Annotated in this window: 12 protein-coding genes; 11 read left to right on the forward strand and 1 reads right to left on the reverse strand. The window is 63.9% G+C overall.

Going from position 1 to position 13,319, the window contains the following annotated elements:
* Window positions 1-152: 152 nt before the first annotated feature.
* The 8 genes from FLP30_RS01470 (at window position 153) to FLP30_RS01505 (ending at window position 9,246) form a co-directional block, all read left to right on the forward strand.
* Window positions 153-1,361 carry an aspartate aminotransferase family protein gene (locus FLP30_RS01470; RefSeq protein WP_149278029.1) on the forward strand — a complete coding sequence of 403 codons (1,209 nt, stop codon included), beginning with the start codon at window positions 153-155 and terminating at the stop codon, window positions 1,359-1,361.
* Between the two features lie 38 nt (window positions 1,362-1,399).
* Entirely contained in the window at window positions 1,400-2,356 is a 957-nt protein-coding gene (gene argF, locus FLP30_RS01475) for an ornithine carbamoyltransferase (RefSeq protein WP_149280148.1), read from the forward strand.
* A 5-nt stretch (window positions 2,357-2,361) separates the two neighbouring features.
* Window positions 2,362-2,667 (forward strand): hypothetical protein, encoded by a 306-nt coding sequence (locus FLP30_RS01480; protein ID WP_149278030.1) that lies wholly within the window; start codon window positions 2,362-2,364, stop codon window positions 2,665-2,667.
* Between the two features lie 48 nt (window positions 2,668-2,715).
* Complete coding sequence (gene hslO, locus FLP30_RS01485; RefSeq protein WP_149278031.1) at window positions 2,716-3,663, forward strand: Hsp33 family molecular chaperone HslO; 948 nt, start codon at window positions 2,716-2,718, stop codon at window positions 3,661-3,663.
* A gap of 129 nt (window positions 3,664-3,792) precedes the next feature.
* Window positions 3,793-4,647 carry a hypothetical protein gene (locus FLP30_RS01490; protein ID WP_149278032.1) on the forward strand — a complete coding sequence of 285 codons (855 nt, stop codon included), beginning with the start codon at window positions 3,793-3,795 and terminating at the stop codon, window positions 4,645-4,647.
* A gap of 96 nt (window positions 4,648-4,743) precedes the next feature.
* Window positions 4,744-7,308, forward strand: coding sequence for an ATP-dependent helicase HrpB (gene hrpB, locus FLP30_RS01495; protein ID WP_149278033.1), 2,565 nt, complete (start codon window positions 4,744-4,746; stop codon window positions 7,306-7,308).
* 159 nt (window positions 7,309-7,467) lie between these two features.
* Window positions 7,468-8,583 (forward strand): S1C family serine protease, encoded by a 1,116-nt coding sequence (locus tag FLP30_RS01500; RefSeq protein ID WP_149278034.1) that lies wholly within the window; start codon window positions 7,468-7,470, stop codon window positions 8,581-8,583.
* 216 nt (window positions 8,584-8,799) lie between these two features.
* Complete coding sequence (locus tag FLP30_RS01505; RefSeq protein ID WP_149278035.1) at window positions 8,800-9,246, forward strand: DNA polymerase III subunit chi; 447 nt, start codon at window positions 8,800-8,802, stop codon at window positions 9,244-9,246.
* Window positions 9,247-9,297: 51 nt separating this feature from the next.
* Here the strand turns inward: FLP30_RS01505 and FLP30_RS01510 are convergent, their stop codons facing one another.
* Window positions 9,298-10,770: a leucyl aminopeptidase gene (locus tag FLP30_RS01510; RefSeq protein WP_149280149.1), complete on the reverse strand. Its 1,473-nt coding sequence runs from the start codon at window positions 10,768-10,770 to the stop codon at window positions 9,298-9,300.
* 117 nt (window positions 10,771-10,887) lie between these two features.
* On the opposite strand from FLP30_RS01510, the gene cysQ reads away from it, so the two are divergent.
* The 3 genes from cysQ to FLP30_RS01525 all read left to right on the forward strand — a co-directional run bounded on the left by cysQ (window position 10,888) and on the right by FLP30_RS01525 (window position 13,298).
* Window positions 10,888-11,658: a 3'(2'),5'-bisphosphate nucleotidase CysQ gene (cysQ, locus tag FLP30_RS01515; RefSeq protein WP_149278036.1), complete on the forward strand. Its 771-nt coding sequence runs from the start codon at window positions 10,888-10,890 to the stop codon at window positions 11,656-11,658.
* Between the two features lie 84 nt (window positions 11,659-11,742).
* Complete coding sequence (locus tag FLP30_RS01520; RefSeq protein WP_149278037.1) at window positions 11,743-12,750, forward strand: L-threonylcarbamoyladenylate synthase; 1,008 nt, start codon at window positions 11,743-11,745, stop codon at window positions 12,748-12,750.
* On the forward strand, window positions 12,747-13,298 hold the full coding sequence (locus FLP30_RS01525) for a hypothetical protein (protein ID WP_149278038.1): 552 nt from the start codon (window positions 12,747-12,749) through the stop codon (window positions 13,296-13,298). The genes FLP30_RS01520 and FLP30_RS01525 overlap by 4 nt, the downstream gene beginning before the upstream one ends.
* Window positions 13,299-13,319 lie beyond the last annotated feature (21 nt).

Below are 13,319 nucleotides of genomic sequence, written 5' to 3' on the forward strand. Positions count from 1 at the left end.
ATATTTGACTCGACCGCGCGGATCACGTCATGATGGAAAACAGAAACGGACCGCCCGCTCCATTCTAGGCAGCGGGCGCTTTTCGTTTTGCATCCGCAGCAACCGCATTTCACCATTCAGGTTCAACAACCGCCAGCACAAAGACGAAACCCATGATCTCTCCCCTTATGCCGACCTACAAGCGCGCTGATCTCGCTTTCGAGCGGGGCGACGGCGTATGGCTGCAAACATCGGATGGGCGACGATTCCTGGATTTCGCCTCAGGCATTGCCACGTGCTCGCTGGGCCATGCACACCCCCACCTTGTCGAAAGCATTCGTACACAGGCAGGCCTGGTCATGCATGTGTCCAACCTGTTCCGCGTGCCCCAGGCCGAGCGGCTGGCTGAACGGCTGGTGGCCAATACCTTTGCCGACAGTGTCTTCTTCTGCAATTCCGGCGCGGAAGCCAATGAAGGTATGGTGAAGATGGCCCGCCGCGCGCAGATGCTGGCAGGCCACCCCGAGCGGACCGACATTCTCTGCATGGATGGGGCCTTCCATGGCCGTACACTGGCCATGCTGGCAGCCACCGGCAACCCCAAGTATCTGGAAGGATATGGTGAGACCGTATCGGGTTTCCCCCATGTCCCTTACAACGATATTGAAGCCGTGCGGGCCGCCATTACGCCCAATACAGCCGCCATTATGCTCGAACCCATTCAGGGCGAAAGCGGCATCAAGGTCGCCAGTGTCGAGTATCTGCGCGCCCTGCGTGCTCTGTGTGATGAGACGGGGATTTTCCTCGCACTGGATGAAGTGCAGTCAGGTGTAGGCCGCACGGGCTATCTGTTTGCCCATGAGCGTGCAGGCATTACCCCCGATATCATGAGCAGCGCCAAAGGTCTGGGCGGGGGCTTTCCCATCGGGGCCATCCTCGCGCGGGAAGGGCTGGCTCAGGGCATGACACCGGGCACCCATGGCACCACCTTTGGCGGCAACCCGCTGGCCTGCGCGGCCGCCAACGCCGTGCTGGATGTGCTGCTGGCCCCCGGCTTTATGGAACAGATACGCGCACGCGGCACTTTTCTGGCCGGGCTGCTGGACAAGCTGATGGCCGACAGGCCCGGCATTTTTGCCCAACGCCGTGGCCTTGGCCTGCTGGTCGGGCTGCGATGCATCCCCCCTGTGGGTGATGTGCAGGACGCAGCGCAGGAGGCCGGTCTGCTGTGCGTGACCGCGGGCGACAACGTACTGCGTCTGGTCCCGCCCCTGACCGTGTCGGAAGATGAATGCCGCCAGGCCGTTGCCCGCCTGAACCAGGCCATAGACAGCCTGAAAGCCACCAACACACCCTCGCCTGTTCTGGAGCCCGCACCGTGAGCGCTGTCGTTTCCACCGTTTCCCCGTCCCTTACCCCGATGGAACCGCGCCATTTCCTTGACATCAAGGACCTGGACAGCGCGACACTGCGGCAGATTCTTGATGTCGCACGCGGTATCAAACGCATGCAAAAGGGCCGCCGCTTTCCCCTGCACCCGCGCCAGCCTCTGGCCGGGCGGCAGGTCGGGCTTATGTTCTCACGCCCGTCCACCCGCACCCGTATCTCGTTTGAGGTCGGGGTGCGCCAGCTTGGGGGGGATGCGGTTGTCCTGTCCTCGCAGGACATGCAGCTTGGCCGGGGGGAAAGCATTGCCGATACCGCCCGCGTGCTGTCCCGCTTTGTGGACGCCATCATGCTGCGTACGGGTAATACCAACGCCCTGCATGAGCTGGCCCGCTGGAGCACTGTGCCCGTCATCAACGGCCTTACCCCCAATTCCCACCCCGCGCAGATCATGGCCGATATCATGACCTACGAGGAGCACCGGGGCCCCATCCGTGGCCGCACCTTTGCCTGGGCTGGGGACGGCAACAATGTGCTGGTCTCGCTGATCGAGGGGGCTGTGCGCTTTGGCTTTAACCTGCATGCGGCCACCCCGCCGGATATGAAACCCCCGCAGGAGGTGCTTGACTGGGCCAGGAACGAAGGCGGCACTGTGGAATGGACAGCCGACCCGCGTGAAGCTGCCCGAGGGGCCGACTGTATTGTCACAGATACATGGGTCAGCATGTCTGACTCACCGACCGAAGCCGCGTCCCGCATAGCGCGGCTGGAGGCTTATCAGGTCAATGCAGCGCTGATGGCACTTGCCGCCCCCGATGCCCTGTTCATGCACTGCCTGCCTGCCCATATTGGTGAGGAAGTTACGGACGAGGTTTTTGAAGGCCGTCAGTCCATTGTTTTCGACGAGGCGGAAAACCGCCTGCATGCCCAAAAGGGTATTCTGGCCTGGGCGCTTGGCGGTGCCCACTGGACAGCCTGGGGCAAGGAGTAAACGCCATGACCAGTCAAACCCCCACCAGCACCGAAGACACCCCCTCCGTCCCCGGCTGGGTGGAAGGGAGCCTGGATACCATTCTGTCCAGCCTGCCTTTCGCCGCCGACACGCTGGCCCCGCTGCGCGCACGTTATCTGGACTGTCTGGCCACTTGCGGCCGCGTTGCCGACCTGGACAGTGAGCACGATGCCTGCCGCAAAACCCTGCTGACAGCCCTGCGCAACACCCTGGGGCTGGATGAAGATGCCCTGCGTGACCTGGAGCGCAAGCTGGAAAAGCTGGAATTGGATATTTCCGCCGATATCTGATACCCGCCGCCCAGCTCCCTCCCCTACCAGCAGCGCAGGATAGACCCCATGGAAACACCGGCTTTTCTTGACCGTGACCGCCCGGATGTGCCCGACCTTGTCATTCCCGGTGGCATCACCCCCTTCCATCTGGATGGGCGGCCTGTCCGGGGCAGGCTGGTGCGCCTTGGGGTTCTGGCCGACACATTACTGACCCGCCATGACAACCCTGCCCCTGTGTCCTGCCTTGCAGGCAAGGCGCTGGCTCTGGTGGCGGCACTGTCCTCCGCGCTGAAGTTTGACGGCTCCTTTTCCCTTCAGGTCAAAGGGGATGGGCCGGTGTCCATGCTGGTGGCCGACTGCACCAGCACCGGAGCACTGCGCTTTTATGCCCGCATTGATGCCGAGGCGCTGGACACCCTGCTGGCTGCCAACCCGACCCCAACCGACCATGAACTGCTGGGCAACGGTTATCTGGCCCTGACCGTGGATCAGGGGCCGGACATGGAACGCCACCAGGGCATTGTGGACATAGCAGGTGATGACCTTGCCGCCATGGCCATGCACTACTTTGCCACCAGCGAGCAGCATGCCTGCTGGCTTATGCTGACCTGCGCCATGACCGATACCGGCTGGCAGGCGGGCGGGCTTGTGCTGGAACGCATCGCCGGGGAAGGTGGTGTTGACCCCGTCGGCACTGCGGACGCCAATGCCGAGTGGGAAACGGCCACCATCCTGGCCATGACCCTGACCGCGCGCGAACTGTTTGACGACAGCCTGTCCTCTCCCCAGTTGCTGCACCGCCTGTTCCACGAGCAGGACCTGCATGTTGGTCAGGCCCGCGCTCTGGCGTTTGGCTGCCGCTGCTCCCGCGCACGACTGGTTGATATGCTGTCGACCTTCCCCGATGATGATCTTGACCACATGAGTCAGGACAACGGCACGATCGTGATGACATGCGAGTTCTGTAACAAGGACTTCCATTTCCAGCGCAAGGATGTTGCCGCCAGCGCCTGAGGCTGTTGACCACCCGGCCCACGCAGCGCACACTGGACAGCAGGGTTACCATGCGTGGCCCTGCCCATCCGGCCCGGTCATGACGGATGGATGTGACAACCTCCACCCGTCTGCCTGATAGAGTGTGCCATGATGCTGTTTTTCCGCCCCCGACGCTTCCACCTGGTTGCCGCCATGGCGCTGCCTGCCCTGTTGGCCGGGTGCGCGGACAACAAGCCCCCCGCAAGCTACCCCCCGCTGCGGTATGATTATCTGGGGCAACTCAACCTCAACACGTCTTCCCTGACCATTGAGGATAAAACACAGTCCCACCCGGTGGACGGCAACATCGGCTATAAATCCCCTGTGCCCCCCATTCAGGCCGTGCGCCAGATGGCCGAGGACAGGCTGGTGGCCCGTGGGGCCGCAGGGTCAGGCACCGTAGCCCGCTTTGTCATCGACCGTGCCTATATCCTGCATGAACCCGGCGGCGATCTGAACGGACAGGTGGCCGTACATCTGGACATTATCGGCCCCGGTGGTGAGCGCGTGGGCTATGCCTCGGCACAGGCCGGGCAGACACTCCACCCCGACCCGTCGCAAGATACCGAAAGCCCTGGCAACCTGTACAATGTCACCCGTGACATGATGCAGACCCTGAATGTTGAATTTGAATATCAGGTCCGCCACGCGCTTGGAAAATGGCTGGTTGATGCCGGGGGCACCCCGGTGGGTGACGCAATCCAGACCCAGAACCTGACTGGCAAGGAAAGTGCCTCGACCCTGGCGGGTGTCAACCCGGATGCCGACCCGGCCACGACTGTCCCCGCCAATGCGCCCACCACGCCTACGGCCCCTGCGGCAGCAGCAACCACACCGTCAGAACCCAACCCCATCTTCCCCGCGGGTGAGGACAGCGGTCAGGCCTCCAGCAGCACAGCCAGCAAAGCACATACCATGTCCCCGCCCAGCAGCTTTCTCAAACTGCCGGGCAGCAGCAAGTAAGACGTCACCGCAGGCCACACAGGTGGCCTGCCCCCTTGGCAACCGGCCTGTCATCGGCCCGTTGCGTGGGCCGCGCCGGGGCGTCATAACTCCACCATGACCCAGCCTCTGCCTGACCTGACCGCACTGCCTCTGGCCGATGGCCTGCCCGTAAGCGAAATCCTGCCCGCACTGTGCGCGCAGCTTGCTACGTTTTCTGCCGAAAAACCTGCCAGCGCCATTCTTGTGGCCCCACCGGGGGCGGGCAAGACAACCTCTGTCCCGCCTGTGCTGGCGGCAGCGCCGTGGCGCGCCGAGTCACAGAAAATCATCATGCTGGAACCGCGCAGGCTGGCCGCACGGGCGGCAGCCCAACGCATTGCCGCGCTGCGGGGAGAGGAAGCCGGAGGGTTTGTCGGCTTTCGCACCCGGATCGAGGCCGCCGTTTCCGAGCAGACACGGATTGAGGTGCTGACAGAGGGGCTTTTTCTGCGCCGTATGCTGTCAGACCCGATGCTCGAAGATGTCGCCTGCGTTATTCTGGACGAAGTGCACGAACGCTCGCTGGATGCTGATCTGGCACTGGCATTCTGTCTGGACCTGCAACGCAGCCTGCGACCAGACCTGCGGCTTGTTGCCATGTCCGCCACTGCGGAAACCGAACGACTGGCCGCCCTGATGGAAGCCCCGGTGCTGACCAGCGCAGGGCGGATGTTTGACCTGCAGGTTCACCACGCCAAAAAAGATATTCCCTCCGTGCGCGACATCCCCGCCGCCACGGCCGCAGGAGTGCGGCAGGCACTGGCGGAAACTCAGGGTGACATCCTCGTCTTTGTGCCGGGCACGGGAGAAATCCGCCGCACAGCACAGTTGCTGGAGGGTATTCCCGCCACGGTCCTGCCGCTGCATGGAGAACTGCACCCCGCCGAGCAGGCACGTGTTCTGCGCCCCGGTGCGGCAGGGGAGCGCAGGGTTATTCTGGCCACCTCCATTGCCGAAACATCGCTAACCGTGCCCGGTGTGCGGGTTGTGGTGGATTGTGGCTTCCGCCGCGCACCCCGTTTTGATGCCGGGGCCGGACTGTCCCGGCTGGAAACACTGCGCATTTCCAAAGCTGCCGCCCGCCAGCGGGCAGGCCGCGCCGGGCGCGAGGCACCGGGCACAGCCTATTGCCTGTGGTCCCCCCATACCGAACGTGCCATGCCCCAGCATGACAGGCCCGAAATTCTGGAAGCGGACCTGTCCGACTTTGTGCTGGCAACAGCCGCCTGGGCCGAGGTACTGGGCGGCGGGGACACTCCTTTGCCCCTGCCTGACCAGCCCCCCGGCAGCGCAGTCGCCGCAGCGCGGGAACTGCTGGGCCTGCTTGGCGCGCTGGATGAGGCTGGCCGACTGACCAAGCTGGGCCGTGCCATGGCGGGCCTTGGCACCCACCCCCGCCTTGCCGCCATGCTACTGGCCGCACGCACGCGGGAGGAGGCATCGCTGGCAGCAGACCTTGCCGCCCTGTTGGAGGAGCGCGACCCCCTGCGCCCCCGCGCTACCGGTGGCGGGCCACCACCCGTGCCCCCGGCAGATATCAGCCTGCGGCTGGACCTGATTGCGGGGGAGGATCATCCACAGGCCGACAGGGCCGCACTTGCCCGTATCCGGCAGGCTGCCAGCCGGTTCCGTATCCGCCTCGGCCTGCCCGCGCGCCTGCCCGCCAAGGGCGATGCCGCAGCCCTGCTGGCCGCAGGCTTTCCCGACCGTATTGCCCTGTGCCGGGGCGAGGCAGGCAGTTTCCGCCTGGCCAACGGAGGCAACGCCCGGCTGAGGCGGGATGACGGGCTGAGCAAACACCGCCTGCTGGCCGTTGCCAGCCTGCACCTCCGCACCGCAGCAGAAATCCGGCTGGCGGCCCCGCTAGACCCCGACGCCCTGCCGTCCACCGTGCTGGAACGCACACGCGAACAGGTGGAAACCACACTGGACCCCAGCAGCGGCAATATTCTTGCCCGCAGGCGCACCCGTATTGGCTGCCTTGTGCTGCGCGACCGCACGGAAAAAGTGAAGGCGGAGGATGCAGCCTCACTCCTCGTCGCCCATGCCCGCGACAGCCTGGAAACCACGCTGGACTGGTCAGAGACAGTCCGTCAGTTGCAAGCCCGAGTGGAACTGGCACGCGCCCTGGCCGCCAGCACGCAGGATACAACGCTCGACTGGCCTGATTTTTCAACGCCCGCCCTGGCCAGACAGATCGACCTGTGGCTGACCTCCGCCTTGCAGGACTGCGGCTCCATCACCGCGGCAAAAACGCTCGATACCACGGGCCTGCTACGCTCATACCTTGGCTATGCCCAATGCCAGTGGCTGGACAAGGAACTGCCAACAGCCCTGACCTTTCCGGGTGGCCGCGCACAGGTGGACTATACCCAGCCCGTGCCCGTGGCCTCGGCCAGGGCGCAAGTTTTTTATGGCACGGCCGAAACACCACGGCTGGCCGGGGGGCGTATCCCCTTACGCCTTGCCCTGCTGTCCCCCGCAGGCAGGCCGCAGGCCATTACCGCCAATCTGGCCGATTTCTGGCAAGGCGGCTGGGCGGACATGCGCCGGGACATGCGCGGGCGCTACCCTCGCCATGACTGGCCCGAAAACCCGGCCCTTGCCCCAGCCAAACCAACACCCCGCCGCAGTAGCTGAAAAAACGGGCCGCCTTTGCCTCCGGAAATACCACCGCTCCAAGGCGGGCTGGGCGGCCATTCTGCGATGAAATTGGCACTCCATAGCGGGATCGTGGTTGCATAATCCGTACAAACATGCCCAAAAAGCCTGTATGTGCGGACATGGCCCCAGCTCTGTATGATCCCCCCCCGGCGGAACCTCCACACCCTGGCCGCGACCAGCCTTGCCTGCATGGTCGGTAGCAGTACGGCACATGCACAGGTGGCCAGCCTGCCTATCTTTGCCCCTGCGGTGCCCCTTGTGGGCGGTGGCCCCTCCAGCTTTGCGCCACTTGTCCGCAAGGTTGTGCCTGCTGTGGTCAATATTGCCGTCACGCGTGATTCTGAAGCTGGCACACGCCGCCGACTGCCCTCCTCCGTGCGGGATACGCCACTGGAACGCCGCTACCGCGAGCGCATGCGCCGCCACCGCAACGAACTGCTGGAGGCCGGGTCGGGCTTTATTATTGATGCCTCTGGCCTGATCGTCACCAACGGACATGTGGTGGCCGATGCTGATAAAATTACCGTCTCACTCGCCAACGGGCAGGAATATACAGCCGCTCTTGTGGGGCTGGACCCGCTGACGGACATTGCCGTTATCCGCATTACCAGCCATGACCCCCTGCCCCATGTGGAATGGGGCGACAGCCGCCTTGTGCAGGTGGGGGACTGGATTATGGCCGCAGGCAACCCGTTTGGCCTTGGCTCTTCTGTCACCGCGGGTATTGTCTCGGCCCGTGGGCGGGATATCGGGGCCGGGCCGTTTGATGACTTCCTGCAACTTGATGCCCCGATCAACCCCGGCAATTCCGGCGGACCGACTTTTAATCTGGCCGGGCAGGTTGTGGCCGTTAATACTGCCATCGTCTCCCCCACAGGCGGGTCGGTCGGCCTTGGCTTTTCCATCCCCTCCGAACTGGTGATCCCGATTGTCGAAACCCTGAGCCAGACGGGCCATATTGACCGGGGCTGGCTGGGGGCCACGCTGGAAGACATCAGCAGCCGCACCGGTGCGCGCGTGACAGAGGTTGACCAGAACAGCCCCGCCAACCACGGTGGCCTGCAACATGGCGATATTGTCACCACCCTGAATGGGGAGCGCGTGGACACTGCCCGCTTTATGATCCGCGCCATTGCCGCGACAAAACCGGGCAGTGATGTGCAACTGACAGTGCTGCGGAACGCCCGTAGCCTGCCGCTGGTTGTCCATGTCGGCCACCGCCCCCTGTCCGAGGACAGCGATCTGCACTGACCCGGCTTGGGCACTGGTTTCAAAAAATACAAAGTTTTCAGGTGTTCTCTTTTCCAGTGGGGCAATAGTCTTTGGTTCGTCTTGAAAGACAGCGTCACCTAGAACTTTTACTATTGTGCAGACTTATGGGCACCACCCTCAAAGGGAGTTTGCAAAAACAGCCCTATGCCCACAGACGCAGGCTTCTGCCCCCCGGCAGGGCTGCTATAAGAAGGCATGACCCAGATCGGCTTTTACCACCTGACACGGACAAGCGTGCCCGATGCCCTACCCCCGCTGCTGTCCCGCACGCTGGCCGCAGGGCAGAAAGCCGCCGTATGGTGTAGCAGCACACCGCTTGTGGAAACGCTCGACAAAGCCTTGTGGCAGGTGTCCTCCCCCACATGGCTGCCGCATGGGCGGGCGGGTATTCTCTGCCCCGATCTGCAACCGATCTGGCTGACAACAGAGGAAGACTGCCCTAACGAGGCGCGTTTTCTCTTTCTGCTCGAAGGGCGGCAATGCCCCGATCCAGCACGGTTTGAACGTGTTTTTGATCTGTTTGACGGTCATGATGACACCGCCGTTGCCGCAGCGCGGGAGCGCTGGACGGCCGCAAAGACAGCAGGCCATGCGCTGACCTACTGGCGGCAGGAAGAACAGGGCTGGAAGCGCGCCCGCTGACCTGCCGCCATCTGCCTGCCCCATAGTCCATGAGGCAGGCAGGATCGGGTATTAGTCCTGTTCGAAACCAGTCCGCACAAAGCGATCCAGCAGGCGGACGCCAAAGCCCGTGGCCCCCTTGGGCTGGCCATGGCGTGCCTTGGTGGCCCATGTCACACCGGCAATATCCAGATGTGCCCAGGGCGTTTCCCCCACAAACCGCTGGAGGAACTGCGCCGCCGTAATGGAACCAGCCCCACGACCACCGCTGATGTTCTTCATATCCGCGATGTCGGACTTCAGCAGGGCGTCGTATTCCTTGCCCAGCGGCATGCGCCACAGCTTTTCACCCGTAAATGCACCCGCATCGGCCAGACCGCTGGCCAGAGCTTCATCATTGGAGAAAAGCCCTGCGTATTCATTACCAAGCCCGATAATGATCGCGCCGGTCAGGGTCGCCAGATCAACCATCAGCTTGGGTGCAAAACGCTCACGCGCGTACCACAGCACATCGGCCAGAACCAGACGGCCCTCGGCGTCGGTGTTCAGCACCTCAATGGTCTTGCCCGAGGCGCTGCGCACAACATCGCCGGGCCGCTGGGCTGTGCCGGACACCATGTTTTCCACCAGCCCGACAAGGCCAACGGCATTAACCTGCGCCTTACGCAAGGCCAGCGTGGTCATGAGCCCGGCCACAATGCCTGCGCCTGCCATGTCCCACTTCATGTCTTCCATGCCTGCGGCGGGCTTGATGGAAATGCCGCCCGAATCAAACGTGACACCCTTGCCCACAAAGGCCAGCGGAGCCTCGCCTTCCTTGCCGCCGTTCCAGCGCAGGACCACCATGCGGGGCTCGTTCGCGCTCCCCTGGGCAACACCCAGCAGCGCACCAAAGCCCAGGGCTTCCAGCGCATCGCGGTCAAACACGTCCACATCCAGCCCATGGGCCCGCAGGGTGGCCGCCCGCTCGGCAAACTCAACCGGGGTCAGGACATTGGCAGGCTCGCTCACCAGATCGCGCGTCAGCACAACACCCTGCGCGACGGCAGAGAGCGAGGGCCACAATGCCTCAGCTTCCGCCACACCGTCAGTCAGGACCGACAGGGCTGCCAGCTTGTGGTTTTTAAGAGCTTCGGGCGCGCCATGATACAGGCTGAAATGATACGCACCCAGCACCGCGCCAAGAGCAACATGGGCTGCCAGAGCGCCCGATAGCTCCCCGGTGGCGACGGAGGCTGCCTCTTCCCGGCCCAGCAGTGCCGCGGCATAGCCACCGGCTTTTTCTGCGGCCCAGGCATCCAGCGCCGCGGCCTTGCCAAGCCCGACCAGCACAATGCGCGACACATCCGGCAAAGGGGCCAGGATCACACAGCTGGTACCGTCCTTGCCGCTAAACCCCTCGGCCACAGCCGCACGGGTCAGGGCGCCGCCTGTGGCCTCGTCCAGCGTTTTAAAAACTGCGGGGCGGGCATCGCCTTCGGGCAGCAGAATGGCAAGAGCACCCTTGTCGGGGCGGGTTTGTGCGGAAAATGAAATCTGAAGCATGTTTTTCACCGTTCATCCTGTGGCACAACTAATCCTTCATGGGTACGTCCCACCCAACAGCTTGGCAATAGGCGACAGGGACATGACGGCCAGTGCAAGCTGGCGTATGCTGGGTGCATGACCCATCACACCGACACAGACCTGCTTGCCCTGGCCGCCCGACTGGCGGAAGAAGCGGCAGAAATTATCCGCACCATCCGCGCCCGTGGTTTTGAAACTCTGACCAAGACCGACTCCTCCCCCGTGACGGAAGCGGACCAGAAGGCCGAAGCCCATATCCTGCGCGGGCTGCGCGCTGCTGTGCCCGACATCCCCGTCATCGCGGAGGAAGAAGTGGCTGCGGGCCTGCGCGCCTTTGCCACCCCGGCCTACTGGCTGGTGGACCCGCTGGACGGCACGCGGGAATTTGCCGCCGGGCGGGACGACTTTACCGTCAACATCGGCCTTGTGCGTGATGGCCGCGCCGTGCTGGGGGCCATGGCCCTGCCCGCCTACCACCAGCTTTACACCGGCGGGGTCGGTCTGGGGGCCTGGCGCCGGGATACCGAGGGCCTGCACGCCATCCATGTGCGTCAGGCTCCGGCGGAAGGGCTGAATGTTCTGGCGTCCCGCCACCATGCTGACGACCAGCGTCTGGCCCAGTATCTGGCCGGTCGGCCGATTGCAACACTGGGCAATATCGGGTCTGCCGTAAAGTTTGCCCGCGTGGCCGAAGGGCTGGTGGATCTGTACCCCCGCCTTGGCCCTACGATGGAATGGGACACAGCCGCCCCGCAGGCCATTGTGGAAGCCGCAGGGGGGCAGGTGACACTTCTGGACGGTTCCCCGCTGCTGTACGGCAAAACGGACTGGAAAAATCCGCCGTTTGTCTGTACCGGAACGCTATGATCCCGCAGTTGACCCCGTTCCCTTCGTGACGCCCCAAAAGCGGAACGAAAGTCCCGGTGCCGCAAGCCGCTCCACGGAAGAAACATGACCAGACGTCTGGACAGTAGCGCATCTGGCCTTGCTGCCGCCGCCAGCATCCTGCAAGCTGGCGGACTGGTGGCTTTTGGCACCGAAACAGTTTACGGGCTGGGGGCAGACGCCACCCAGCCAGAAGCCGTGGCCCGCATTTTTGCCGCCAAAAATCGCCCCCGCTTTAACCCGCTCATCAGCCATTTTCCGACCGCTGCGGCAGCGTTTACCCATGTCGTGGCCTGCCCGCTGGCGCATGCCCTGGCCGACCGCTTCTGGCCCGGCCCGCTGACCCTTGTCCTGCCCCGCGCGCCCGGCAGCACCATCAGCGATCTGGCGGCCGACGGGCTGGCCACTCTGGCGGTGCGTGTGCCCCGTGGCGATACGGTTGCCCAGTTGCTGACACTGGCAGGCTGCCCTGTTGCTGCGCCATCGGCCAATCGCTCAGGCCGTATCAGCCCGTCTGACGCCACCCATGTTCTGGCGGAACTGGATGGCAGGATTGACGCCGTACTGGACACCGGCCCCTGCCCTGTAGGGCTGGAAAGCACAGTGCTGGACCTGTCCATCCCTTCCGCCCCATGCCTTTTACGCCCCGGTGGTGTCACGCTGGAGGAACTGGAGGCCATATGCGGCCCCATCCGCCTGCCTGACACCCAGAGCGACGCGGCCCCCCTGTCCCCCGGGCGGATGCTGTCCCACTATGCCCCACACCTGCCTGTGCGGCTGAACGCCACCGCCATTGCCCCAGACGAGGCTGTGCTGGCCTTTGGCCCCCAGCAAACCCCGACACAGTCGGCAAGCTGGAACCTGAGTGAAAGCGGTAACCTGCAGGAAGCCGCCGCCCGCCTGTTTGCAGGCCTCCGCGCCCTCGACCTGGAAGGCCAGCGCCTGCATCTGCGTGGCATAGCCGTGCAGCCCATCCCTAACACCGGCCTGGGCGTGGCCATAAACGACCGCCTGAACCGGGCCGCAGCCCCACGACCAGACAGTGCCCTGGCACCAGGCAGCACCCTGCCATGACCACGATGGACCCCAAGGAAATCAAAATCCTCTCGGACATCCTGGCCTTGGTGCTGGAGGATCATCCGGGTCAGTCCAGCACAGCGCTGGAAACCCTGCGCAGGCGTGCCCAGCGCAACAGCACCACCGGTGGCGCGCTGAAAAACCTCTTTCAGGTTCTGGCCGCAGAGCCACCCAAAGCGCGGGAGGCCCAACGCCCGCCTCCACGCTCCAGCAGCACACGTGCCCGGCAGGAAACGCCAGACACCTATCGCAACCAGTTGCGGGAAATGACAGAAAGTCTGACCCGTCTGGACCGCAACCTGAAGACAGTGACCGCCCAGAATGAAGCCCTGAAGGCTGAACTCTACCTAACCCAGCAATCCCGCGCAGAGCTTCAGTCCCACATTGCCACCTCACGGCTGGCAGGGCGGAACAAGCAGCGGCTGACGGTTGTGGCCGCCATTCTGGCCGGGCTGCTGACCGGCATTGCCGGGGCGGAGGTCTTCCACGCCATTGACCCGGTCGTAACACCCCATATGGTCGACCGGCGACACACCATGGACTGACCCGCTGACCCTTTGCTTCGC

Origin of the sequence: Acetobacter vaccinii (genome assembly GCF_008365315.1) — a bacterium.
In the GTDB taxonomy this organism is placed as follows: domain Bacteria; phylum Pseudomonadota; class Alphaproteobacteria; order Acetobacterales; family Acetobacteraceae; genus Acetobacter; species Acetobacter vaccinii.